The organism is Spirosoma flavum, from assembly GCF_042686045.1.
GTDB classification, from domain to species: Bacteria; Bacteroidota; Bacteroidia; order Cytophagales; family Spirosomataceae; genus Spirosoma; species Spirosoma flavum.
Genome location: NZ_JBHUOM010000001.1, coordinates 638,110 through 662,686, shown reverse-complemented (window position 1 = coordinate 662,686; position 24,577 = coordinate 638,110). Strand labels below are relative to the sequence as shown.

Annotated in this window: 21 protein-coding genes; 8 read left to right on the top strand and 13 right to left on the bottom strand. The window is 46.0% G+C overall.

Annotation, left to right across the window (positions count from 1 at the left end; all coding sequences use genetic code 11):
* Window positions 1-5: 5 nt before the first annotated feature.
* The gene (locus ACFS25_RS02640; protein WP_381496848.1) at window positions 6-962 is read right to left on the bottom strand and encodes a fasciclin domain-containing protein; all 957 of its coding nucleotides are present in this window, start codon (window positions 960-962) and stop codon (window positions 6-8) included.
* 332 nt (window positions 963-1,294) lie between these two features.
* Here ACFS25_RS02640 and ACFS25_RS02635 point away from each other — a divergent pair, with 332 nt between their 5' ends.
* The 5 genes from ACFS25_RS02635 (at window position 1,295) to ACFS25_RS02615 (ending at window position 7,941) form a co-directional block, all read left to right on the top strand.
* Complete coding sequence (locus ACFS25_RS02635; RefSeq protein WP_381496847.1) at window positions 1,295-2,032, top strand: isoprenyl transferase; 738 nt, start codon at window positions 1,295-1,297, stop codon at window positions 2,030-2,032.
* 109 nt (window positions 2,033-2,141) lie between these two features.
* Window positions 2,142-4,736 carry an outer membrane protein assembly factor BamA gene (gene bamA, locus ACFS25_RS02630; RefSeq protein ID WP_381496846.1) on the top strand — a complete coding sequence of 865 codons (2,595 nt, stop codon included), beginning with the start codon at window positions 2,142-2,144 and terminating at the stop codon, window positions 4,734-4,736.
* 115 nt (window positions 4,737-4,851) lie between these two features.
* On the top strand, window positions 4,852-5,424 hold the full coding sequence (locus ACFS25_RS02625; RefSeq protein WP_381496845.1) for an OmpH family outer membrane protein: 573 nt from the start codon (window positions 4,852-4,854) through the stop codon (window positions 5,422-5,424).
* A 19-nt stretch (window positions 5,425-5,443) separates the two neighbouring features.
* Entirely contained in the window at window positions 5,444-6,109 is a 666-nt protein-coding gene (locus ACFS25_RS02620) for an OmpH family outer membrane protein (protein WP_381496844.1), read from the top strand.
* Between the two features lie 245 nt (window positions 6,110-6,354).
* A complete protein-coding gene (locus ACFS25_RS02615; protein ID WP_381496843.1) occupies window positions 6,355-7,941 on the top strand; it encodes a hypothetical protein in 1,587 nt (528 codons plus the stop codon).
* 51 nt (window positions 7,942-7,992) lie between these two features.
* Here ACFS25_RS02615 and ACFS25_RS02610 read toward each other — a convergent pair whose 3' ends face one another.
* From ACFS25_RS02610 to ACFS25_RS02575, 8 genes are all read right to left on the bottom strand, one after another.
* Window positions 7,993-8,877 (bottom strand): aldose 1-epimerase family protein, encoded by an 885-nt coding sequence (locus tag ACFS25_RS02610; RefSeq protein ID WP_381496842.1) that lies wholly within the window; start codon window positions 8,875-8,877, stop codon window positions 7,993-7,995.
* An 86-nt stretch (window positions 8,878-8,963) separates the two neighbouring features.
* Window positions 8,964-9,431, bottom strand: coding sequence for a 30S ribosomal protein S7 (gene rpsG / locus ACFS25_RS02605; protein WP_381496841.1), 468 nt, complete (start codon window positions 9,429-9,431; stop codon window positions 8,964-8,966).
* 136 nt (window positions 9,432-9,567) lie between these two features.
* The gene (gene rpsL / locus ACFS25_RS02600) at window positions 9,568-9,999 is read right to left on the bottom strand and encodes a 30S ribosomal protein S12 (protein WP_381496840.1); all 432 of its coding nucleotides are present in this window, start codon (window positions 9,997-9,999) and stop codon (window positions 9,568-9,570) included.
* Between the two features lie 165 nt (window positions 10,000-10,164).
* Window positions 10,165-10,488: a DUF3467 domain-containing protein gene (locus ACFS25_RS02595; RefSeq protein ID WP_381496839.1), complete on the bottom strand. Its 324-nt coding sequence runs from the start codon at window positions 10,486-10,488 to the stop codon at window positions 10,165-10,167.
* 49 nt (window positions 10,489-10,537) lie between these two features.
* Window positions 10,538-10,927 carry a DUF4870 domain-containing protein gene (locus tag ACFS25_RS02590; RefSeq protein WP_381496838.1) on the bottom strand — a complete coding sequence of 130 codons (390 nt, stop codon included), beginning with the start codon at window positions 10,925-10,927 and terminating at the stop codon, window positions 10,538-10,540.
* A gap of 201 nt (window positions 10,928-11,128) precedes the next feature.
* On the bottom strand, window positions 11,129-12,361 hold the full coding sequence (locus ACFS25_RS02585) for a TlpA disulfide reductase family protein (RefSeq protein WP_381496837.1): 1,233 nt from the start codon (window positions 12,359-12,361) through the stop codon (window positions 11,129-11,131).
* Between the two features lie 66 nt (window positions 12,362-12,427).
* Window positions 12,428-15,877: a pyruvate carboxylase gene (locus tag ACFS25_RS02580; protein WP_381496836.1), complete on the bottom strand. Its 3,450-nt coding sequence runs from the start codon at window positions 15,875-15,877 to the stop codon at window positions 12,428-12,430.
* A 271-nt stretch (window positions 15,878-16,148) separates the two neighbouring features.
* Window positions 16,149-17,261 carry a hypothetical protein gene (locus ACFS25_RS02575; RefSeq protein WP_381496835.1) on the bottom strand — a complete coding sequence of 371 codons (1,113 nt, stop codon included), beginning with the start codon at window positions 17,259-17,261 and terminating at the stop codon, window positions 16,149-16,151.
* A gap of 112 nt (window positions 17,262-17,373) precedes the next feature.
* On the opposite strand from ACFS25_RS02575, the gene ACFS25_RS02570 reads away from it, so the two are divergent.
* The gene (locus tag ACFS25_RS02570; RefSeq protein ID WP_381496834.1) at window positions 17,374-18,018 is read left to right on the top strand and encodes a DUF1345 domain-containing protein; all 645 of its coding nucleotides are present in this window, start codon (window positions 17,374-17,376) and stop codon (window positions 18,016-18,018) included.
* 3 nt (window positions 18,019-18,021) lie between these two features.
* Here ACFS25_RS02570 and ACFS25_RS02565 read toward each other — a convergent pair whose 3' ends face one another.
* The gene (locus tag ACFS25_RS02565) at window positions 18,022-18,219 is read right to left on the bottom strand and encodes a hypothetical protein (RefSeq protein WP_381496833.1); all 198 of its coding nucleotides are present in this window, start codon (window positions 18,217-18,219) and stop codon (window positions 18,022-18,024) included.
* Window positions 18,220-18,295: 76 nt separating this feature from the next.
* The gene (locus ACFS25_RS02560; protein WP_381496832.1) at window positions 18,296-19,531 is read right to left on the bottom strand and encodes a nucleoside recognition domain-containing protein; all 1,236 of its coding nucleotides are present in this window, start codon (window positions 19,529-19,531) and stop codon (window positions 18,296-18,298) included.
* Between the two features lie 86 nt (window positions 19,532-19,617).
* On the opposite strand from ACFS25_RS02560, the gene ACFS25_RS02555 reads away from it, so the two are divergent.
* Window positions 19,618-20,316 (top strand): M15 family metallopeptidase, encoded by a 699-nt coding sequence (locus tag ACFS25_RS02555; protein WP_381496831.1) that lies wholly within the window; start codon window positions 19,618-19,620, stop codon window positions 20,314-20,316.
* A 249-nt stretch (window positions 20,317-20,565) separates the two neighbouring features.
* Here the strand turns inward: ACFS25_RS02555 and ACFS25_RS02550 are convergent, their stop codons facing one another.
* On the bottom strand, window positions 20,566-23,058 hold the full coding sequence (locus tag ACFS25_RS02550) for a zinc-dependent metalloprotease (RefSeq protein ID WP_381496830.1): 2,493 nt from the start codon (window positions 23,056-23,058) through the stop codon (window positions 20,566-20,568).
* Window positions 23,059-23,188: 130 nt separating this feature from the next.
* Entirely contained in the window at window positions 23,189-23,698 is a 510-nt protein-coding gene (locus ACFS25_RS02545; RefSeq protein ID WP_381496829.1) for a DUF4293 domain-containing protein, read from the bottom strand.
* 146 nt (window positions 23,699-23,844) lie between these two features.
* Between ACFS25_RS02545 and mnmD the strand changes: the two genes are divergently transcribed.
* Window positions 23,845-24,519, top strand: coding sequence for a tRNA (5-methylaminomethyl-2-thiouridine)(34)-methyltransferase MnmD (gene mnmD, locus ACFS25_RS02540; protein WP_381496828.1), 675 nt, complete (start codon window positions 23,845-23,847; stop codon window positions 24,517-24,519).
* The last annotated feature ends 58 nt before the right edge of the window (window positions 24,520-24,577 follow it).

Genomic DNA, 24,577 nt, shown 5'->3' with positions numbered 1-24,577 from the left:
ATAGATTACGGTTGCAACACCTGATCTATGATATGAACCACACCGTTAGTGGCAGCTATATCAGCCTGCTTGATAGTGGCTGCCGTCGTGTTCTTATTACCTTTAATTGTAATTTGATTGGCGGTTGAACTCACAGTCAATTTGTTATTACTTAATAATGTGCTGATACTGCCCGTTTGAAACTGATTTGAAAATGTTACTCCTGGCACAACATGATACAACAGTGTGTTTGTCAAGGTTTGCAAACTGACTGAATTAATAGCAGACAAATCTTTATAGCCCGCCGACTGAAAAGCCGAATCATTTGGGGCAAACACCGTCACACTATTTGCAGATAATTCTGTGTCCAGCGTTGCCAGCAGGTTAGGATTGCTGGTATTTATGCGCTTTATAGCCGCCGTTAGAAACGTCAGATTCGGGTTATTCTGGATTGTTGTCAGGAGATTTCCTGCCGAAGGAGTGAGCACCCGATCTATACTATGCACATACCCATTGGCTACAGCGATGTCGGCCTGAATTACCTGTGCATTATTAATATAAATAGTACCAACCGACGTTTTGTTCACATAGGCAACCCCGTTACTGGCCGTTGAGATAGAATTCAGACCCGTCGGAATCGTTGATGTCGAAACGGAACCGTATAATACATGATATAATACGATTGCCTTGACCTGATCTTTAGAAAAAGCCATAATGGCTGCTGGAGTTGCCAGACCCGATGCCTGAAAAGCGACATCGTTCGGTGCGAAAAGAGTTAGATTACCTCCTTTGAGCACATCGCCAACTTCTGCGTAGGCAACGGCTGCCCTAAACAGGCTAAATTGACTATCTTCCAGAATACGGTCGGTGATGGTTTGGGGCGTTGCAACGGTGTCGTCGTCTTTTTTGCAACTCAGTAAAGCCACCAGCAACAACGCAATCACACCGATACGGCGGGTATTCATCCAAAAAATGAGGTTCATATGCAAAAGGACACGTTAACGAGAGTCTATATGTAAAAACGTCAACCCCCGATGTATAGTCTTCAATGACAAAGATACGGAGAGTTCGTCAGTCAACTAGTCTGACAAGCGAATGGAGATATAAAACGAGTTTGTGGTGATTCAGCTATATAATTAACCGGTAAAATCCAGTCAATTATATAGCTGAATCACTAGATCAGGCCGTATGATTCAATAGGCGAACGCTTCACCAGTAAACTTAACTCCCTCTTCCCTCTATACTGGCTTACCGACTAACTAAATTTCCGTATCTTCGCGGTCTTGTTAAGTTTTGTTAAAACTCCCCCATTGGGATGAAAGAACATATTGACCCGAGCAATCTGCCCCAGCACATAGCCGTTATCATGGACGGAAACGGACGCTGGGCTAAACAACAGGGCGCTGCCAGGGTATTTGGCCATCGCAATGCGATTAAGGCCGTTCGTGAGGTAACGGAAGGATGCGCTGAATTAGGCGTGAAGTTTCTGACGTTGTATACCTTTTCAACCGAGAACTGGAAACGTCCGAAATTTGAAGTAGATGCATTGATGACGTTGCTGGTTCACACCATTCGGGGAGAGATTAAAACGCTGATGGACAACAACGTACGACTGGCGACCATTGGTCATATAGATAGTTTACCCGGCGATTGTCAACGTGAACTGGCTGAAGCTATCCGCGAAACAAGCCAAAATACTGGCCTGACGCTGATACTGGCTCTTAGCTACAGCGGACGCTGGGAAATTTTGGAAGCTGTTCGGCAACTGGCGGCAGATGTTCGCGATGGCAAACTGACACCAGACCAAATTGACGAAACCGTATTCGGGCAACACCTTGCCACAAGTGGCATTCCCGACCCCGAACTAATGATCCGTACTAGTGGCGAAATGCGCATTAGTAACTTTATGCTTTGGCAACTAGCTTACTCTGAACTATATATGCCCGATGTGCTTTGGCCTGATTTCCGTAGAGAGCACCTGTATAAAGCTATTTTAACGTATCAACAACGTGAACGCCGGTTTGGTAAAATCAGCGAGCAATTAGCTAAATAAGATAGTATAGGGAGTCAACCGCTTACAACTTGGGAAATATAATATCATATTCCAACCATTTTGTTTGAAACTGGCTCCTGAAAATCACCAACATAATACGTATTACAACTTGGAACACCGTATAAAAGTTATAGTAGGAGCCGTTTGCCTGCTCATTAGTTTATTGTCTGCTCAGGTCCGGGCTCAGGTGCGCGTTGGCATTGGTCGCGATAAGGCCGCTCCAACAACAGAAAGTAACGATCTGCTTAATTACGCTAGCCCCAAAGAATATGAAATTGCAGGGTTAACGGTAACGGGCACTCGCTATCTCGATCCAAATTCGCTGGTTTCTCTGGGCGGGTTGAAACTGGGCGACAAAATTCGCATTCCGGGTGAAGCAATCGGTTCGTCGGTGCGAAAACTAATGGAATCCGGCTTGTTAGATAACGTCGAGTTATTTGCTACTAACGTGGCCGACAATAAAATATCACTGATGTTTCATGTGCAGGAGCGGCCCCGACTTTACCGGGTTAGTTTCATGGGCGTTAAAAAAGGTGAACAGGATAACCTGAAGGATAAAGTAAAACTCAATCTGGGTAAGATCGTAACCAACACAATTACGAAAAACACCCAAATGGCCGTACGAAAGTTCTTCGTCGATAAGGGCTACCTGAATACGAAAGTTAAAATTACGACCATACCCGACAGTACCCGCAACAATGCCACCATGCGTGTATTGGTTGATAAAGGGCAAAAAGTAAAAATTGCAAAAATTAACTTCGAGGGTCTGAGTAGCGTAGATGAATCGGCTGTTCGGATGAAGATGAAAAACACTAAAGAGCAACGTTTCGGGCGGGTGTTCTCACCGTCGAAGTTTGTTCCTAAAAAATACGAGGAAGACAAGCTGAAGCTGCTTGAGTATTATAACAAGCTCGGGTATCGTGATGCTACCATTGAACACGACACAGTTGTCAATAAGGGTGGCAATGCTATTAGCATTAATCTGAAGATAAACGAAGGTCATCAATACTATTATCGGAATATTGATTTCACGGGTAATTACCTTTATACAGCTGCCCAACTTCGTACCGTGCTGGGCGTAACGAAAGGCGATGTGTATAATCCAGACGACCTGGATAAGCGCATGAACGGCAACCCTGGTCAGGATTTAAGTTCGCAGTACATGGATCTTGGCTACTTGTATTACAATGCCCAACCCATTGAAAAGGCCATTGAAGGCGACTCAATCGACCTCGAAATTCGCATTTTTGAAGGTAAGCAGGCGACAATTAATAAAGTCATTCTAAATGGTAACACCAAAACCAGTGACCATGTGGTGATGCGTACCATCAGAACACTGCCGGGACAGAAATTTTCAAAAACGAACTTGATTCGTACACAACGGGAATTATCAACGCTGGGCTATTTCGATCCGGAGAAAATTGGTATCAATCCTGTACCGCAGAACGACGGAACGGTTGACATTGAATATACAGTTGAAGAAAAACCCTCAGACCAGATTGAGTTATCGGGTGGTTGGGGCGGTTATGTAGGCTTCGTCGGTACGCTTGGGTTAACGTTCAATAACTTCTCGGCCCGCAATATTCCAAATTTGAAGGCATGGCGGCCTTTGCCAGCCGGAGATGGTCAACGAGTGCAGTTGCGTTTCCAGGCCAATGGCTCCCAATATCAGGTGTACTCGCTGTCATTCACGGAGCCTTGGTTAGGTGGGCGCAAACCCAATGCCCTATCGGTTAGCGCCAGTCATACAGTCTATCAAACGTTCTACGATCCTTTGAACCCTAATAGTATTTACCAAAGCTTAAAAGGTCGTAAACCAACCGGATCTTATACGAACACCGCAATTACAGTCGGCTTGGGACGTCAATTGAAAATTCCAGATGATTACTTTAGTTTGAGCAATTCGATTTCGTTTCAGCGGTATGACCTGAACAACCTCGATTTGTTTTACATAGGGTATAAAGACGGAATTTCGAACAACATTACGTTCAACACAACCATATCGCGTAACAGCATCGATAACCCGCAGTTCCCGCGTAACGGTTCGTCGTTTACACTTAGTGGTTCGTTTACGCCCCCCTACTCGGCTTGGCGCACAACAACTGCAACCGAGGCCCCAAAGGATAAGTACAAGTTTGTGGAATACCATAAATGGATGTTCGATGCCAGTTGGTTCCAGACAGTTTTTGGGAAATTGGTGCTTAATACCCGCGCCCACCTTGGTTTCTTGGGCAGCTATAACAAACGTACCTCTATCGGGCCATTCGAGCGGTTTGTGTTAGGCGGCTCAGGTTTGGCTGGTCAGGGGCAGTTCGCACTGGCACAGGACATTATTGGTCTCCGTGGTTACGATGACCGTAGTGTTTACACTGCCGACTACGACCGGGCTGTCGATGCTACGGCCCGTAGCCAGGGTGGTGTCGTTTACAACAAATTTGTTGCTGAGCTGCGTTACCCGGTTTCATTGAATCCATCGGCTACAATCTTCGTCCTGACATTCATGGAAGCCGGTAATAACTGGGGTAGTTACAAGCAATACAATCCATTCGACCTGAAGCGGTCAGCAGGCTTCGGAGCGCGTATCTTTATGCCAGCCTTTGGCTTGATCGGTATTGATTATGGATATGGTTTCGACAAGATTCCAGGGGTCAAGGATAAAGCTTCCGGTCAATTCCACTTTACGATTGGGCAGCAGTTAAGATAAGATTTTGGCAGGTTAAACGTTTTTAATCTAACCGATTAGAGTTCAAAAGGCTAATCGGTTAGATTAATGTAACCTTGACAATCAATTACTTCCTGCAAAAATTGACGCACAATCAATGAAGAAAGCCCTATTTTTCGTACTTTTGTGCGCTGTTTGGGTGTCTACACCTGCAAAGGCGCAAAAGTTTGGGTACGTGGACACTGAGTTCATTTTTGGCAAAATGCCCGAATATCAGAAAGCACTAAGCGAAATTGATAAATTTGCGGATAAGTGGTCGAAAGATATTCAGGATAAATATGTCGAAATTGATAAGCTACAGAAAGCTTATCAGGCAGAAGAAATTCTGTTGACCGAAGACATGAAACGTGACCGGCAGCGTGCTATTGGTGATAAAGAGCGCGAAGCACGGGAGTACAACAATAAAGTGTTTGGCTACCAGGGATTACTCTTTGAGAAAAAAAAGGAATTAATGAAATCGCCAATGGAGTTAGTGAACCGGGCCGTTGAAAAGATATGTTTGCAGAAAAAACTGGATTTTATGTTCGACAAAGCATCTGATTTTGTTATGCTGTACACAAATCCAAGACATGACTATTCAGACTATGTAATGGAAGAACTAGGCTTAGATATTAAACCAACGGCTACAAACAGTAATCCAATAAATAAAACAACCATAAAACCTAAGTAATACAAACAACTAATTCGAGATGAAGAAAAACCTCGTCATGGCGTTTGCAGCAGCCCTTCTAATGGGCGGTTTAAGCGCACAGGCACAAGCCCCGACTATAACGCCGGCAACGACTGCTACAGCTGGTCCATTAAAGTTAGGCTACACGAACATTGATTACGTGCTATCACAAACGCCCGAAGCAAAAGATATTCAGAACCAGTTGACCATTCAGCGCACACAGTCGGAAAACGAAATGAAGCGCATGAATAAAGAATTGGAAGATAAATATGAGGCCTACCAAAAGGGAGCAGCTCAAATGTCGGACGTAATTAAGAAAGACCGTGAAACTGAATTGCAGGGACTTCAGGCCCGTATTCAGGAATTTGGTCGTACGGCTGAGCAGTCACTGCAAACGAAATACCAACAATTGGTTAATCCAGTTGTACAGAAAATTCAGAAGGCTATTGATGCTGTGGCGAAAGAAGCAGGCTATCAATATGTATTTAATCTGGATGCCGGTGCCAACACTATTCCAATTTTGTTGGTTGCCCCAGAAGAGAATAATCTTACGGAATTGGTATTGAAGAAACTAGGTATCGATCCTTCTAAGGCAACTGCTGCAAAACCGGCAACGACCGGAGGTAGTACGCCACCAGCGGCAAGACCAGCGACTGGTTCAGCCGCAGCGCCGAAGAAAAACTAGGGTTAGAATAGATCTTGTGTTTTAAAGTCGCTTCCTGCTAACGGGAAGCGACTTTTTTCTGAGCTTAACTTTTTGTTCCTACACGGATAAGTGTATTATCACTTTTCACTAGAAAAGTATAATTATTATAGGCAGAATAAACCTAATAGCTACGAAAAGTCTCAAACCAGGTTTATAATCCCGATAAGACGAAATCTTCAACCTATTTTTACGTTTTTCAAGACAGACCACCTTTCAACGTCACTATGAACCGAACTGCCGGTGTAATGGCGTGGATGCTACTCATAAGTACAATTAGTAGCCTCCATGCGCAGGATTCTAAATCACTACAACTACTTCTACCTACGCAAACCAACTGGAATGTTGTGCCCGAAGGCAGTACTGTTCGGTTTGATTTAAAAGCCGCTGGGTTCTCTACAGACTCACTTAAATTTTCTTTTGGAGGTGACAAGCAGGATGGCATGCAACTTGATTCGTTGGGCCATTTTAGTTGGACACCCGGCTTTGATCTGGCCGACCGTATTCAAACAACTAAAACTTACCCAGTTAGTTTTGAGGTTCGAAACAAGCGTGGCCAAACAGCTTCGCAAAACAGTGACTTTAAAATAATGCATGTAAACCGCCCGCCTGTAATTGGCGAACTGCGGCCATTTTATGTAAGCTACCGAACGCAGAATACCTACAAAATGGATCCTCAGGTAGTACATGACGACGACGGTGACCCGATAGCCTTTATCCCAATTGCCGACCAAATGCCGGAGGGTAGTAAAATGTCATCGCAGGGTGAACTGACGTGGACACTGTCGCTCAATCAATTCAACCGGCTGAAGCTATCACCTCAATATATTGAGTTTTGGGTGGAAGACCAGCCTGCCAAAACTCGCACAAAGGGGCGGCTAAAAGTGGAAGTTACGCAGATGGATCTACCACCCGATATTGCTGTTATTCCAAAGGAAACCAATTATAAATTGCGTGAAAATGCGACGGTAAATCTCAAATTTTACCTTTCAGATCCTAATGGTGAAGATGACGTTGCGACCTTCGGCTTCCTATCTGATAATCAGCAAATTCCGAAAACAGCTTTGGTTAAAAATACGGATAATCAGTACGAGTTTATCTGGCAACCGGGCTATGATTTCGTAAGAGATCCCTACGATTCTCTGAATGTACAAATAACGTTTTATGTGCTGGATAAAGCGCAGAATCGGGAAGAACGCCGAATAACATTCACCATTGTCAATACCGTTAACGAGGCCGAAAAAGACCGTTACTACTACAATCAATATCGACAGGTGCTGGTGCAAGCCTGGGGTCTGGTCGAGCAGTTGGGCGATAAAGAGGAGCAATTAAAGTACGATTATAAAAGAGCTAAAGGCGGCAAGCGTAACCGGTCGGTTACGAATGCGTCATTAGGAGCGGTAACAGGTGTAACACCAGCCGTTACTGGGTCAAGTACAAGCCAGAGTGCTCAAAATAATGGCCGCCTTATTTCTGCCATTGGTGGTACAGCCGTGCTCACAATGGGAACGCTCGAAGCAACGGAAGTAATTGGCAAATCCATGAAGGACCTGCTCGACCGGTACAACTACGTGCTGGGTAAGAAAAGCGAGTTACAGAATAAGGGTGACGTATTTGCTCGTGAGTTTGCCCTAAAATCGGCTCGGCGTAATGGGGAATTTGTGAAAAAATTAGACGATTTTCGGAGTACTATGAGTCTAAGTGGCCTAGTGGCGTTGGAATTAGATGCCAACTGGCAAAGCAAAAAAGAAGCAACTGATAAAGCCATAAAACGGACGTTTAAAGACTTCACGACGTTAGAAGAAACGCAATAATTTACATCATAGCTCCATCCATTTATCCCATGCCGGAGCTATGATGTAAAACTAACTAACGTCAATCCAGAAAGCGGCTTCAAATACCCGCCCTGGTTCTACCTGTTGAATAGCTTCCTTCTGTTGAATTGGCTTGGGCTCTCCCTCGCTGTCGGCACAACCCAGCCACGGTTCAATACAAACAAAGGGCGCACTAGGCTTGGCCCATACTCCCAAATACGGAAATGCCGGATACTCAACCGATAAAGCGTGGTTATGCTTGTCGCTGCGAATAGTTACCCGCCTGGCCACCAAATTTTTGAATACTAACGCATCGTCATCAAACAAATGCTTCGTTAAGGCAAGTCTACGTTCTGACGTATTGACTTCTACGGTTGGAACAGGTTTTGTTTCGCCAGTAAAATAACCCGCCGACGAGAGCATATGCGTTTCTAATGGCTCTACCTGTTCAAATTCAATAAAGTAGTCTTCATAATTTTCACCAGATTCGAATGGTACGGCAAACGCTGGATGTGCCCCAACCGAGAAGAAAATAGGCTGTTCATCCTCATTTACCAGTCGGTAGGTAATTGTAAGCCGAGGGCCGTCGAGTTCATATAAGATTTGAAATTCGAACGTATATGGGAAATGTACGCGCGTTTCTTCGCTCGACCGTAACGAGAAAATAGCATGATTCGTCGTTGATTCGGTGGTATCAAAAAGAGATTGTCGGGCAAAACCGTGGCGTTCAATTGGATACGTTTTCCCATCAATCAGCAATTGATTATTCAGGCATCCTCCTACCACGGGAAACAAATTAGGTGCATGCCATCCCCATACACTCGGGTCAGCCTGCCAGAGGTGTTCAATATCCGTTGGCTTATGGACAATTGATGTCAGTTCGGCTCCTTTTGGCCGGATAGAGACGCGGAGGTAGTCGTTTTCTAAAGTTGTCATGTGTGTAAAAATAACAAAAGCCACCCAATATTGAGTGGCTTTTGCGAATTCGACGGCCATCGGGATTGTGGCCAGGATTAATTGGTTTAGAACCGGAAGTGAGAGAACGCCTTGTTGGCTTCGGCCATACGGTGCGTATCATCCTTCTTTTTCACAGCTGCGCCTTCGCCTTTAGCGGCTGCGACGATTTCGGCTGCTAACCGGTCTACCATTGTTTTTTCACCTCGCGAACGAGCGAACCGGATAAGCCATTTCATGCCTACCGCGACCTTCCGGTCTGCCCGTACTTCGGTTGGTACCTGAAAGGTAGCTCCACCGACGCGACGGCTTTTTACTTCAACTGATGGCATGACGTTATTCAATGCCTTTTTCCAGGTATCAAGACCGCTCTCGCTGGTGCGCTTGGCAACCACATCGAGGGCGTCGTAGAATATGGAGTACGCTAAGCTCTTTTTGCCTTCGTACATCAGGTTATTTACAAATTTGGTTACAAGGACCTCTTTATATTTGGGGTCAGGTAATACGTAACGCTTGGGTGGCTTCGCCTTTCTCATGTTTGCTTCAGATTTTTGGTCTTACTCTGAACGTAGCCCGACTTCAGATGAGCGTTCTAACGTCCAGTCCTATTTTTTACTGTGACATAAACCGTATGCTATGTTTGTTTAAAACACGTCATAAGTCAGCATCACTTTACTTCTTTTTGCCTTTTGCTGGAGGTGCACCTTTGCCACCTTTAACTGGAGCCTGACCTGGTTTAGGACGTTTGGCACCATATTTCGAACGGCTTTGCAGACGACCGCTTACGCCAGCCGTATCCAGAGCACCCCGAATGATGTGGTAACGAACACCCGGAAGATCTTTTACCCGGCCACCGCGAATCAGCACAATCGAGTGCTCCTGCAAGTTGTGGCCTTCACCTGGAATGTAGGCGTTCACTTCTTTTTGGTTCGTCAAGCGAACCCGGGCGACTTTCCGAAGGGCCGAGTTCGGCTTCTTCGGCGTCGTTGTGTACACACGCGTACACACGCCCCGACGTTGTGGGCAGGAATCCAAAGCTGGCGACTTCGACTTGTCGATCAGCTTTTCGCGGCCCTTGCGCACTAGTTGTTGTATAGTAGGCATTCTTGAATTTGATTTATGAAAAAACAGTCTCCCCGAATTTTGAGGTGCAAAGATACGGAAAACTGTTTGAAAGCCAAAGTAGAAGATTTTAGATATACGACAAAAGGCGTAAAAGAAGTAGATAGATAAACTACTTCTTTTACGCCTTTTGTCTTTCTGCTGATATTATGCCTGTCCAACAGGTCCGCCGAAGCCTCCCCCAGCCGGAAACCGGAATTCGTTCGGCTCGTTAATACCCCCGTAGGCTTCTTCAAAGCGACTAATGTTTTCACGCAGGGCTTCCAGTAATCGCTTGGCGTGTTCGGGTGTCAGAATAATTCGGGCTTTCACTTTAGCTTTAGGAACACCGGGCATCAGACGGATAAAATCTAGGATAAACTCACTATTTGAGTGAGCAATCATAGCCAGATTGGCATAAATACCCTCGGCAATGTCTTCGCTTAATTCGACGTCAATTGCCCCTTCAGGGTTTTGTTGTTGAGGATTCATACTAAAAAATAGTTGGCAATACTAGATAAGAGCTAAATCAGGAGACAGTTTATTTAATAAACCGAATCGTTAATGGATAACGATAATATTCCCCGTTGTTGGCTTTTACAGCAGCAATAATAGTGAAAACGAGCCACACCACACCGACAACGAAGAGTAAGAATACCCCAATCACGAGAATCATGAGCAGAAATGATATGGCCGCTGCAATGGCCATTGTGATTTGAAAATTAACGGCTTCTTTACCATGATAGTCGACATAAGCCGATTTTTCTTTTTGAATCTGCCAAATAATAAGTGGAGCTACTACGCTGCCAATCAACACGAAAGAACCCGGTATTGCACTCAGATGAGCAAGCATAGCCCACATGCGGGCATCGGACTCACTCAGTGATATGGGAGCAGGCGTTAAAGGCGAAATAGGCGGTTGGTTTTCCATAATAGTAAGAGGGTTCGTTTATGTAGAGTAAGTTGGCGTAAATTTTTGTCTGACACAACGTTATCTTAACAAACTCACGAAACACGTTAGCCTTTATGCAAACCTTTAATTCCATATTTAATGAATAGTGGACGAATAGTAAAAACCAAAGCCACTGCTGATGCAGTGGCTTTGGAGAAGAACGAAACTTACTAAATCTAGTTATTTATTGGACCTCTGGCTGGTTTCCTCATTAACCCGTTCATTAAGCAATTGGTCCATAGTAGCGTTGAATTCCTTTACAAATTCTTCGTAATACTTGCCTGTTGCTGGTCCTGAATAACCCGTATGCACCTTGGCGACGTCACCATTGCGCTTCACATAAATCGTTGTTGGATAAACAGACATCTCGCTCAAAGCGGGTAATACTTCTGATGCGTGTTTTGTATCAGCTATACCGGCAAATAGCATATCGTAATCTATTTGGTAGCGATTTTTCACTGTTTCGAGCCGAGCTTTCGCAAAAACTGGGTCATTTTTGGCCTCGAAGGCTAACCCAATAATTTCAACGCCCCGTTTTTTATTGGCCTTATACCAAGGTGATAGGAAAGCAGCTTCGTCCATGCAGTTATGGCACCAGCTTCCCATAGTCGTGACAATCACAACTTTACCCTTGTATTTAGGGTCGTTCAGCGAAATCTGTTTTCCCGTAAAGGCATCGGGTAATGTAAATGCCAGAGGAATACCGTCTCTCATTTTTGTCAGGCTGTAAGCATCCGGCAAGGCAGCTTGTGCATTCCGGGTACCTTTGACAGAACGTGCCCGTTGGCTGTTGACAAAATCGCCTGTCAACTCGTTGCCGCTAATTTTACCGGTAAACAATTGCGGATTTGATCCATCGAAAGCGGATAAGGAAAATTCATCACCCTGAACAGACCCTTCATAAAAACGAAGGTCACCCCCTGTGCTAAGAAATGTGCCAGTTAGCTTACTACCACGCTGATCAAAAACGCCTATCAGTTTAATTTTCTCATCGATGACAATATCCCAGTTCCCATGCATGCTAACACTTGCGGTGGCGGGTTGCTCAACAAATCGGTAGCGCTTTCCATACTCAGCCCGAAAAGGGATGCCAGCCACTGGACTATCAAGATGTTTGAACACGCCTGAAAGGGTGTTAGCATCCTCAATTTTTGCTGCCAGTACCGTATTATACACATCGACCGGCAAAAAAATCGAGTCGCCCCGCTGCGTAACGTTCTTTAATTCAAACCGTTCGGCCCCGTTAATCAAATAAGCCGTCTTGCCTGTTAGTTCAAAATTAAATGGCGCTGTATGTCCGGCTGCCAACGTAAATACACCTCGCCACACACCAATTTGAGGCTTTGTCTGTGCTTGCCCTACAAGCCCAATCAGTAGCAAACTACTGACTGTCAGAAGTTTTTTATAAATCATACTGGTTATATACATATAGCTAGACTTGTTCCTGACATTTACTCAAGCAGGTTTATCAAAGATGTATTAAGACAATTCCACTACACAATCGTCCTGCTCCACCACCGTACCTTCTTTCAAAACGACCTTGGTAACTTTCCCCTCTTTCGTGGCCGCCACAATGCTTTCCATTTTCATGGCTTCGATGACGAACAACGGCTGGTTTTTCTTGACGGCGTCGCCTTCTTTCACCAGAATACGCGTTAATCGACCCTGCAATGGAGAGCCTACATCGCCCGCTTTGCCTGCTTTGGTATTCATCTGTTTCTCAACCTTCGAAGCGCGGTCACGAACCTGTACCTGTCGGCTTTGGCCATTGAGTTCAAACGTAATTGTCCGCATACCAAACTCATCCGGCTCCGACTTAAACAACAACCGAACAAGGATATTTTTCCCCTCTTCGATGTTGATCAGAATCTCCTCGTTTTCTTTCAATCCATAGAAAAACGCAGGTGTTGGAATGATGCTGACGTTGCCATATTGCTCATTGGCTTTATAATATTCGTCATACACTTTGGGGTACATCTGGTATGACAAATAATCAACGAAGCCATCACTAAGCGGGTATTTTTCCTGAAAGACTTTAAAATCAGCGTCGAAGTCGATTGGTTTCAAATGCTCATTCGGACGACCCGTGATTGGCTTTTCTCCTTTGAGCACCACTTGCTGAATATCCTCTGGAAAGCCCCCAACGGGTTGTCCAAGAATACCTTTCATCAGGTCTTTAACCGACTCAGGAAAGGATAGTGACTCTCCGCGCGTCAATACATCGTTAGCGGTGAGGTTATTAGCCGTCATGAAAATTGCCATATCACCTACAACTTTCGATGATGGCGTTACTTTCACGATGTCACCAAATAGCTGATTAGCAACCGAATAATTCTTTTTCAGCGTCTCAAACTTATCCCCTAGCCCGGTGGCAATGGCCTGTGGCTTCAGATTGGAATACTGACCACCCGGAATCTCGTTTTCGTAAACTTCAGCGCTGCCCGCTTTCATTCCCGACTCAAACGGATAGTAATATTCCCGAACATCTTCCCAATAGTTCGAATAGGCATTCAGGGAGGGCAAATTCACTTCGCACTCGCGCTCGTGGCCCTGCATCATAGCCACGACAGAATTGAAATTGGGCTGCGACGTCAGACCCGATAAGGCTCCAAGCGCACAGTCCACAATGTCAACGCCAGCGTCAATCGCTTTTAGGTAGGTAGCAGCCTGAATACCCGCCGTGTCGTGCGTATGTAGATGGATGGGAATACTCACGGCTTTCTTTAGCTCACGCACCAGTACTTCGGCAGATAGCGGTTTCAATAAGCCCGCCATATCTTTAATAGCCAGAAAATGCGCGCCTTCGTCTTCCAGTTGACGCGCCATGTCCAGATAATACTGAAGTGTGTACTTTTTCTGTCCCGGAGACAGCACATCACCCGTGTAGCAAATTGACGCTTCGCACAGGGCATCTGTCCGTTCGCGCACTGCCCGGATGCTCACCTTCATAGCTTCGACCCAGTTGAGTGAGTCGAAAATACGAAAGACATCAATACCGGTTTCCCACGATTTCTCAACGAATTTTTCAATCAGATTATCGGGATAGGCAGAATACCCAACGGCATTGGACCCGCGAAATAACATTTGCAGGAGCATGTTCGGCATCGCTTCACGCAGTGCCTCCAGGCGTTTCCACGGACTTTCGTACAGAAAGCGCATGGCTACGTCGAAGGTTGCGCCACCCCAAACTTCCATCGAAAAGAGTTCCGGGTGATTTTTAGCAAATCCTTCGGCTACCTTCTGTAAATCCTGCGTTCGAACACGCGTTGCCAGCAATGATTGGTGCCCATCGCGGAACGTCGTATCTGTGTAGAGTACGCTTTTCTGGTCAAGTACCCACTGCGCGAATTTCTCACGGCCCAACTCCTTCAGCCGATCCCGGTTACCCGCCGGATAAGGGCTATACGTGTCGAAGGCTGGGACAATGGGTGTACGAAATATTTTGCTATCGTCTTTCTTTTTGACTTCCGGATTACCGTTTACAATTACCTCGGCGAGGTAATTGAGCACCCGCGTCGAGCGGTCCTGCGGCTTGCGGAAGTTAAAGAGTTCGGGGTGGGTTTCAATGAACGACACCCGTGCTTCACCCCGTTGGAAAACCGGATGACTAATTACATTCAGCAGAAAGCCAATGTTGGTTTTAACGCCCCGAATACGAAACTCCAATAACGCCCGTGTCAGGCGTTGCGTGGCCCCTTTTAGCGTTCGCCCCCGCGCTGAGACCTTCACGATCATCGAGTCGAAGTAGGGCGATATTTTCATACCCGCATAGCTACTACCCTCATCAAGCCGGATACCAAAACCAGCCGCGTTACGGTAGGCAGTAATGGTTCCAAAATCGGGTTTAAAGCCATTAGCCGGGTCTTCGGTGGTGATGCGGCACTGGATGGCGTATCCGTTGAGCGGAATATCTTCCTGACGATTAATATAAATACGATTGTCGGAAAGCAGGTAACCCATTGCAATCAGAATCTGCGTTCTGACAATATCAATGCCGGTAATTTCTTCTGTTATCGTATGCTCAACCTGAATCCGGGGATTGACTTCAATAAAGTAAATATTCTCTTCTTTATCGACCAGAAACTCGACTGTTCCGGCATTGGAATAGTTTACCGCCCGTCCCAATTGCAGGGCATATGCGTAGAGTTTATCTTTGGTATCCTGGCGCAGCCCGAATGATGGTGCTACTTCGACAACCTTCTGAAATCGCCGTTGAACTGAGCAATCGCGTTCGTAAAGGTGAACGATATTACCGTGCTGGTCACCAAGCAACTGAACTTCAATATGCTTGGGATCTTCGATAAATTTCTCCAGAAAAATCGTGTCGTCGCCAAAGGCATTTCGAGCTTCATTTTTGGCTTCGGCAAATGCTTTCTCAAACTCTTCGGGCTGCCGAACGACACGCATACCGCGTCCCCCCCCCCCAGCAGCAGCTTTCACCATGATCGGGAAACCAATTCGTTCAGCTTCCGTCAGAGCAAACTCTGGAGTCATGTTTTCTTCCCGCGAATCGGGAATAAGGGGCACTCCTGCCGTACTAGCTAGGTTTTTGGCCCGCACTTTATCACCCAGCGCGTCCATCGCTTCGGGGGACGGCCCAATGAAAATAATATTTTCGTCACGGCACCGTCTGGCCAATTTTACATTCTCAGACAGGAAACCATAGCCCGGATGGATTGCATCGATCTTGTGTCGTTTAGCCAGAAGAATAATGCCTTCGACGTCCAGATACGGTTTTAGCGCATCTTCATCACGACCAATCTGGTAGGCTTCGTCAGCCTTGTAGCGGTGGAGTGAATAGCGGTCTTCGTAGGTGTAAACGGCGACGGTGGTAATGCCCAATTCAGTGGCAGCCCGCATGATGCGGATGGCAATTTCGCCCCGGTTGGCAACAAGCAAACGGTTAATGGGTCGGATGTACTCTTTCATGATTTTCAACAAAAGCGGCTTCAGGCTATAAGAGCGACAAATAACATAGCAAGATTGTTGAAAATTTTGAAATAATAGTCTTGTCCCGTATAATCATTGGAGAAAACAGCTTTATCGGGGAATATTCCTGAAATTAATAGTGTGCGTCTTGAAGCGGTCAGTACCACATTTTATATCAAGCAACCTGTTTATCTGTGTTTAGTAGAGGCTCGTTACTTTATAAAAGTCCCCAACAACCCTAAGTAACTGACAACCAAATCAACTCAAATAGCTAAAAATCATCTGATTTTTCAATTTGATAAGTTCTCAGCCAATGCTTCAATAAGCCCGTATCGGCCAGGGCTTTCACGTCGGCTTTTAGGTACTTTATGTCTCGCTTTAGTTGGGCAATATCGCTGTTGAGGCTAAACTCCATGCCTATTTTTGAATTAACGGTGAAGGCAGGCTTACCCGTCATAGCCGCTAATTCATTTTGCAGCCCCAAAAACTCGTCGTCTAATTCCTGCGCTTGTTGCCGTAAAATTTTGTTGTAATATTTGAGTTGGTCTTCGGCAAGCGTTTCCAGATGTGTCTGGTCGATACGCTCAAATTCAAGCTGCAAGCGAAACAAAGCCAGTATATCGCTTTTTTCGTAGGCGGCTATCACACGGTGCATGATTTCAGTTTTACGCACTTTTTCGGCTTCGTCGGGTTCGCGGTCGGGGTGAAACGCTTTCACCAAATCCATATACAACGTTCGAACGGCTTTTGTACTATTCCGCTCTTCGGCTTGCTTTTTAGCCTCACGCTCCTGCTGTTTGGCAGATTTTGGTTTGTTGGCGCGTTGTTGCTGACGATGGGCTTCGGCGGCTTCCTGCCGGTCAATTTGCTCCTGCACATAGTCAGTCATCTTCTGCGGGTCGCTGACATCAACATCTTCGTTAAAGTCAATACCGAACACAGTACCCATCATTTCCTTCATCAACTCCTCCGTTTGCTGATCGGCTTCATCGTTAGCATTGTCGAATCCTACTGCATCATATTTGTCGTAAATAGGCTTAAGACTAACGATATCGTGCCCTGAAATCAAATCGAAGGCTATGTTTCGAATCAAGTCAGCAAGCTTTTTCTTTTCTGTTTTCGTATAGTCTTTACTGTCATAAGCTCGGTCGAATAGGCGCACCAAGTCGGCTCGAAAGTGGCAGTACTGTTCAACCAACGGACGATAGTCAGTTTGCATCCGTTGATGAATGTAGTGAGCGGCTTCACGCAGGTTATGCAGATCAGCGCCTGTTTTTTCGATTTTGAGCGTCAGTCGGTTAAATTCTTTCTGCGATTTTGAAAGAACTGCATTCTGTTTACCAGTGCCAATTCGGACAACATGTTGTTGAGTCAGTTGGGTCATACGCGCTTGATTTTCGATAAGTTAAGATACCATTGAAGCAATCAATAACCGTAGATTTGGGTAGTAATGGGCGAACGGCGTACTTAGCACCTGATTAGTATATACCCAGGAAATGATTACAAATATAATTCGCCACATTGCTCGTCTGGACTCTCACCACCGCTTATTGATCGGCCTGATTGTTTCAATAGTTGTCTATTTCATTGTTCCGGCAACAGCCAGTCTATCAGCTCATTTCACCATTGTCTGGGTATCATATGCGATAACAATATTAACTCTCATGTGGACAACTATTGTGGTTGCTCACCCTCGTGACTTACCGCAACTATCACGCCTTCAGGACTCAAGTCGAACGCTGATTTTGATCTTCGTTGTTATAGCGGCTGGAGCCAGCTTATTTGCTGTGATCGACTTGATAAAGGATAAGAACCAGCAGCAATACATTCCTCTGGCTATTGGGGCTATTATCGTCTCATGGAGTTTGGTGCATACGGTTTTTACAATTCGATATGCTCACCTGTATTACGGCAATGATATTGAGCAAAAGAAACGACCTGGCGGCCTGGATTTTCCGACCGAACCCGAACCTGACTATTTAGATTTTGCTTATTTTTCGTTCGTTATCGGCATGACCAGTCAGGTTTCTGACGTAGCGGTTGGCTCGAAACCTATGCGCCGAACGGCTCTGGCACATGGCGTACTATCTTTCGGGTTCAATGCCATCATCATTGCCCTGACAGTAGGTGGACTATCGTAGGATTTAGCCGGAACGTCGTTCGCCGGGCCGGGCTTGTTTTTGTGCTTTTTCCCGAACATCAGTCCGGCTCTGTTCTTTTTCGTAAGCGTCGCGCTGTTGCTTGTCAGATAGTAGGTTACGGTAGAGGCCATTCAGCACATAAATGTCGTCAACCTCGTCGATAAGCCGGTGGAGGTGTTCGCGGACTTGGATAATATTCATTGAGTTGGACCGCCGATGCGATTAGTTTGTTGAGTAAGCAAGGCTACTTTATTAACACGTTTCTGAGGTTTTTTGCTCAATGGAAGAAGAAATATCCCAGTGCTATTCCAGCAATGATGCCCATTAAATCGGCAAACAGTCCGAATGGAATAGCGTACCGTGAATTACGAATACCCACCGAACCAAAGTATAGCGCTACGATATAGAATGTGGTGTCGGCAGCGCCCTGAAACATACAGGCCAACCGCCCGACGAACGAGTCCGGACCAAACTGCTTCATGGCGTCAATCATCAGAGCCCGCGACCCGGAACCACTTAACGGTCGCATCAGGGCCACCGGCAAGGCGTCGGTAAATTCGGTGTTCAGGCCCGTTAGACTAAATACATATTTAAACCCGTCAATCATGTAATCCATAGCGCCGGAATTTCGGAACGCGCTGATAGCTACTAACATACCCACCAGATAGGGAATAATTCGGACGGAGGTTTCAAAACCACCCTTCGCCCCTTCGATGAACGCGTCGAAAATATCAACCTTTTTTCGCATCGCCCCTAACAGAAACGATACGACAATAAGCATTAGAACAAGGTTGCCCGTTACTTTCGAGATGACTTCTATTTCTTCTTTTGTCTTGGTAGACAAAAACCACAATATCAGGGCAATCAGACTTGTAACACCACTCAACCAGCCAATTACGGTGCTGTTCATCAGATTGATCCGCTGCTTGATAGCTACGGCAATCATACTCACGACTGTGGCAACATACGTGGCAATCAGGCAGGGAATGAATATATCTGATGGATCTTTAGCACCCAGAATAGCCCGTTGCGCCATGACACTCAGCGGAATAATCGTCAGGCCCGATGTATGAAGCACCAGAAACATAATCTGGGCATTAGAAGCCGTTTCCTTCGTCGGATTTAGCTCCTGCAAACTCGCCATTGCCTTCAACCCGAAGGGCGTGGCCGCGTTATCTAACCCCAGCATATTGGCCGAAAAATTCATAATCATCTGTCCATTGGCCGGGTGATCTTTAGGCACTTCAGGAAACAGTTTATGAAAGAACGGGCTAATAATGCGGGCCAAGAAATTGATAGCCCCGGCTTTCTCACCGATGTTAAGCAGCCCCAGGAAAAACGTCATGACACCAGCCAGCGGTAGCGCAATGTCCATTACCGCTACCTTCGATGAATCGAATAAACCCTCGACAATAATTTTAAAGATTTCTGTATCGCCCAAAAAAATCAATTTTGCCAGAGCGACCAGAAAGGCAATGATGAAGAATGCAACCCAAATATAGTTTAATGCCATTTTTAGTGCTAGTGGCCAGTAATTAATGGTTAGTTGGTAGTTTCGCCATCAATATTCATCATTTGGTTATCAATAAGCAAAATATCATGCGCTTCTTCGTTCTCCTTTTGTTTGCTCTTTCACCATTCGGTGGTACACTTGTTTGCTCTTTCGCTCAGCCCAAAGTTGAGCAGGCTATGCTAAAACAAGGGCTTGTGGATGTGCAGAAAGTTGACCCAACAATTTTGGTTGACCTCAAATATTCGACTACCGGCAACTTCGTTGGTAAAGACGTGTATGGTGACCTTACACGCGCTTACATGCAGCCGATGGCTGCAAAAAAACTAGCCGATGCGAGTAAATATCTGCAAGCCCATCATCCCACCCTTCGCTTACTGGTGTATGATGCGGCCCGTCCCCGTTCGGCGCAATGGAATCTTTGGAATGCATTACCCGATTTACCCGAACACGAACGCCAGAAATACGTAGCTGATCCACGCAAGGGGTCTATTCACAATTACGGCTGTGCTGTCGATTTAACCGTTGCCACTAAAGAAGGCCGAAATGGAACACCAGAGCCATTAGACATGGGTACCAAATACGATTTCTTTGGTGAATTGGCGTATCCATCGCGCGAAAATGAACTCCTAAAATCAGGTAAGTTAACACAACAACAAATTGACAATCGACAGATTCTGCGCACAGCCATGCGACAGGGAGGATTTAGTTCAATTGAGTTTGAGTGGTGGCATTTCAACGCCCTCTCGCGGGAGAAAGCAAAAATGGCATTTCGAATTGTGGACTAACCAATGACAGATGTCTATTCTGTGTTTGGTAAAGTATCAACGGCCAAAGCCGATGCAAAACCTTACTAAGTGTGTACTCAATGCCCGAAAACTAAAAAATAGAGTTAGGCCCGTACGATGGTAATGCTGCTCCGTCGGTTTGAATGAAAAACGGATGCAATGATTATGGGTGTTGTCGGGCTGTATCGGCTTTGATTAGTCAATAAAAAAGCCACCTGTTAGATGACAGGTGGCTTTTTTTAGCGCTACTTACTTCCAGTCGCAATCGGGAGAGAGCCATTCCTGACCGGGGTCAATAGGTGAACCATCCGGTGGCGCTTGTACACTTGTTGGGCGTAGATCGGCAATATTTCCCTCGGCCCGGCGAATCTGATCGGCAGCAAATAAGTGATGGGCGGCTGTTTTCGGATTCGCACTAGGTGGACTGAGTTTACTTTTTAACTGAGTCATTTTCAGGAGGGCTACGGCCCGAGCCTGAGACGCAATTTCCTGATTGCTAGCCAAGTCAATCAGTCTCTGCAAAAATAGCTTGTCAGTCATGCGTTTCACTTCAGCCTGATAACCGTCCGCTGGATCTGCTTTGTACCACGTAGCACTTAGTAACTGGTCGAGCATCGACTCCAAACTAACTTGCGATGCATCAAGGGATGACTGGGCTACTAACCGGCTCACTCGTTCACCGTTAAGCAGCATTTGAAGGGTCAGGCCTGCCGCAGCTTCAGCTGGGCTCATTGGGTCAAACGTAATACCTGTCCGGCGTTTAAATACTTCGCGCGGATTTGGATCATAGCGGAATGGCCGGGGTGGAATCATCGCCAGCACGGGCTTCGGTAGGGCCAGAAAAGCTGGATCGATAGTAGCAAGCAGGGCATCCAAAGCCCGCTTTTGTTCCTGCGCCGGAACAGTGGATAAAACCGCCTGACCATCGCCACGAAGGGCATTCGTGTAGGTTTGACCACCCACAACTTTTGCGGCTGCCTCAACCTGATACCGATGAAACATATACATTGGTACAAGTACTTCTTCGAGCGTCGCCATAGGCATGCCAGCCGGTATCTTGGCGGCTGTGAAATTCGATAAGGCAATGCGCCGAACATCGGATACACGCTTTAGTTCGTCCACTGCATTTGTCCCGTTGTCCCATAAGTGTGTGCCGGGGTGAGCTGAACCTTCGGGCCGGGCATCCTGATCGGTCAGGAAGGTAAGACCAGCCTTATGCATATCGACTACCAGTTTATCCAGTGCCTGTTTTTCGTTTGTTCCAGCCGGGAACTGCTCATATCCATACCGAATACTCCATTTATCGTAAGCGCCGATGTTTTTGGCATAAGCGTCAGACAGGTCAATACTGGTTCCTTTTATTTTCGCGACCATCGTCGGGTAATCCATTACCGATGCGCGACCAAACGTAGAGCCGCCTTCTGTGCTGGCTATGTAATTATGGGGTAATCCAAGCGTATGACCAACTTCATGAGCCGCCAATTGCCGTAACCGATCAATCGACATAGTCATCATTGGGTCGGCCTGCGACGAATCCTGTAACGATGAACCAAAGTTTCCAACCAGACCCTGCGCAATTAAATAATCCTGCCGAACACGCAATGAACCAAGTGTAACCTTTCCTTTGATGATTTCACCCGTGCGTGGATCATTAATGCTGCCTCCGTACGACCATCCCCGCGTGGAGCGGTGAACCCATTGTACAAGGTTATAGCGGATATCCATTGGGTCGGCATCTGCCGGGAGCAACTTAACCTGAAACGCATTTTTGTAACCAGCCGCTTCAAATGCCTGATTCCACCAGGCCGTACCCTCCATTAAAGCTGAGCGAATAGGTTCGGGCGTGCCAGGATCTATGTAATAAATAATTGGTTTAACGGCTTCACTCATAGCTGCCGAAGGGTCTTTTTTCTCCAGCCGGTGCCGCGAAATATACCGCTTCATAATTGGTTGACTAACGGGCGTAGCATAATCAAAATACTCGATGCCGCCATAGCCGATACGTGGGTCAAATAGCCGGGGTTTGTACTTATTATCAGGAAGTTGTACAAATGAATGGTGCTGGTGCATGGTCACCGCTGAAGGTGTCGGCACCACTTCACGTAGGTAAGCTCCCGGGTTGTCGCCTGTCAGGGTAATAATCGTTTCAAACTCGGTATTTTGCGGAAATGCTTTGGTGCGGGGCAAATACATCGCACTCCGCATCGGATCAAATTTGAAGCTCCCTTGCTTGGTTCGGGCGATAGCCTGTACGGCACCAACAGCGTCCTGCATCAAAAATGGTGTGAGATCTACAATGACTTTGCTATTCTCCTCAGCGACAATATCAAACCCGGCATGAACTGATTTAGCAAATGACTCCTCAACGGCTTGCCGTTCGAGCGGATCGTTACTAATGGCACGGTACGCATAGTTCGGTTCAATCATCAGAACTTTGTTGCCGCTACGCTCAAACTTAACGACGTGTTCCTGTCCCAGTCTGCCCCGATCAAGCCCGATGTCGTTGGAGCCAACACCCTGTGCTAATGTTGGATAGTACAGAAACTCGGTATCGAATGAGGAGATTTCAAGCCAGATTTTACCTTTTTTTGCGTCCCAGTAATAGGTCATAAAACCGGGATTGCGTTCCATGCCATTGGTGAAAGTAGCAATACTATTCGACGTTGCCGTTGGTGACTGAGCCTTGAGTTGATGAGTACCTGTCAGCAGTAGACAGAGAAATAAGAGGAATTGTTTCTGCATTTTTATTGAGGTTGTAGTTGACGCTCAAGTTACGGCAAAAGCGTTTACCGAGGATACACCCAGACAAAGAATAGCCCAGCAACAGAGTAAAGTGTCGCTGGGCTAGCTGTCTTTTTGAGAGGTAAATTTTCTACCGTAACCGGTCTGACCCTTTTACTAATTTTTCATCCCGACGAATGAATCGGTTGGCCAGCGCGTTAAAAACCAAAGCCGCAATGATCGCGTAGAAACCGGGCAGAAATGTGCCTTGGTCGGCGGGGTTACCATATTCTTTACCCACGTAAAGCGTCCGATAAAGGATAATACCCATTATGGAGGTTAGCATTAGCGCGTTTACGGCGCACATGGCGGTTTGTGTCAGGCGGTTACGGTATTGAAAAATAGCGTAGAGTGAAGATAGCCCAACCAAAGCGATCAACAGAGCTAAATACCAAACCGATACTTCGTAGGTAACCGGAATTGTTTGCGTTGGTAGACCCGACTGTTGAAGCGGGGTCTGTTGTTGAGTATGCACCAAGGCTGTAAGGCGTGCCATCGCTGGTGGCTGTAAATTCACTTTCTCCCAAATGGGATTAGCCAGAGCAACGCCCATGGCAACAGCAATAAGAAACAAAAATATCGTTTGAACGCGTTGAATCATTGTTGATTAGAATAGATAATAGTTGGTAAATAATGTGTACTAGCTGATGAATACTGGATGATAGGTTGACGGCTGACCTTACTATTTGGTAGTCATTCTACGGTATCCATTATAAAAAGGCAAAAGTAGGCCAAAAACGACAGATAATGAAAGCAGACATTCGCCTGATAGTAACAGCCGATGGTTCGCATACCGCCGTTAATGAGGGCCTCGACAAACCTTATCATTCGGTTCATGGAGCCTATCAGGAATCGCAACGGGTATATATCGAACTGGGCTTGCTGGATGCATTCGACAAATTTGCCGAACCTGAACTATATATTTTTGAAATGGGCTTTGGCACCGGGTTGAATGCCCTACTAACGGCCCGTGAAGCGCAAACGCATCAACGACGGGTGGTTTATTCCTCAATTGATGCCTATCCGCTGTCAGTAGAAGATGCTCGCCAGCTTAATTACGATGAATTACTAGGTACCTCATACCTACCTAAACTTCACGAATCTGCCTATAATGAGCCTGTTAGCCTAAATCCTTATTTTACCTTGATTAAATACGAAAGTAAATTACAAGACCTACGGACGCCCGACCGTTTTCACATAATTTATTACGACGCCTTTGCACCAACATCGCAGCCTGAACTTTGGGAACCGGAAATCTTCAGTCAGATGGCTCAATTATTGCTTCCCGGTGGTGTGTTGACTACGTACTGTTCAAAAAGTTATGTACAACGTAATATGAGAATGGCCGGTCTAACGGTTGAAAAGCACCCGGGGCCGCACGGAAAACGCGACATCCTTCGGGCAGTCAAACAGTACGAATAAACGGCTTCGTATTCTCCGTAAGCATTTTCTACGAGTACTATCTGTTTCGCTAATTTTA

Coding starts and splice junctions, on each gene's coding strand:
- mnmD (WP_381496828.1), top strand. CDS start 23,845: ATGAAAGCAGACATTCGCCTGATAGTAACAGCCGATGGTTCGCATACC.
- ACFS25_RS02545 (WP_381496829.1), bottom strand. CDS start 23,698: ATGATTCAACGCGTTCAAACGATATTTTTGTTTCTTATTGCTGTTGCC.
- ACFS25_RS02570 (WP_381496834.1), top strand. CDS start 17,374: ATGATTACAAATATAATTCGCCACATTGCTCGTCTGGACTCTCACCAC.
- ACFS25_RS02580 (WP_381496836.1), bottom strand. CDS start 15,877: ATGAAAGAGTACATCCGACCCATTAACCGTTTGCTTGTTGCCAACCGG.
- ACFS25_RS02610 (WP_381496842.1), bottom strand. CDS start 8,877: ATGACAACTTTAGAAAACGACTACCTCCGCGTCTCTATCCGGCCAAAA.
- ACFS25_RS02615 (WP_381496843.1), top strand. CDS start 6,355: ATGAACCGAACTGCCGGTGTAATGGCGTGGATGCTACTCATAAGTACA.
- ACFS25_RS02550 (WP_381496830.1), bottom strand. CDS start 23,058: ATGCAGAAACAATTCCTCTTATTTCTCTGTCTACTGCTGACAGGTACT.
- ACFS25_RS02560 (WP_381496832.1), bottom strand. CDS start 19,531: ATGGCATTAAACTATATTTGGGTTGCATTCTTCATCATTGCCTTTCTG.
- ACFS25_RS02590 (WP_381496838.1), bottom strand. CDS start 10,927: ATGGAAAACCAACCGCCTATTTCGCCTTTAACGCCTGCTCCCATATCA.
- ACFS25_RS02595 (WP_381496839.1), bottom strand. CDS start 10,488: ATGAATCCTCAACAACAAAACCCTGAAGGGGCAATTGACGTCGAATTA.
- rpsG (WP_381496841.1), bottom strand. CDS start 9,431: ATGAGAAAGGCGAAGCCACCCAAGCGTTACGTATTACCTGACCCCAAA.
- ACFS25_RS02585 (WP_381496837.1), bottom strand. CDS start 12,361: ATGATTTATAAAAAACTTCTGACAGTCAGTAGTTTGCTACTGATTGGG.
- ACFS25_RS02555 (WP_381496831.1), top strand. CDS start 19,618: ATGCGCTTCTTCGTTCTCCTTTTGTTTGCTCTTTCACCATTCGGTGGT.
- ACFS25_RS02565 (WP_381496833.1), bottom strand. CDS start 18,219: ATGAATATTATCCAAGTCCGCGAACACCTCCACCGGCTTATCGACGAG.
- ACFS25_RS02625 (WP_381496845.1), top strand. CDS start 4,852: ATGAAGAAAGCCCTATTTTTCGTACTTTTGTGCGCTGTTTGGGTGTCT.
- ACFS25_RS02635 (WP_381496847.1), top strand. CDS start 1,295: ATGAAAGAACATATTGACCCGAGCAATCTGCCCCAGCACATAGCCGTT.
- ACFS25_RS02640 (WP_381496848.1), bottom strand. CDS start 962: ATGAACCTCATTTTTTGGATGAATACCCGCCGTATCGGTGTGATTGCG.
- ACFS25_RS02575 (WP_381496835.1), bottom strand. CDS start 17,261: ATGACCCAACTGACTCAACAACATGTTGTCCGAATTGGCACTGGTAAA.
- rpsL (WP_381496840.1), bottom strand. CDS start 9,999: ATGCCTACTATACAACAACTAGTGCGCAAGGGCCGCGAAAAGCTGATC.
- ACFS25_RS02620 (WP_381496844.1), top strand. CDS start 5,444: ATGAAGAAAAACCTCGTCATGGCGTTTGCAGCAGCCCTTCTAATGGGC.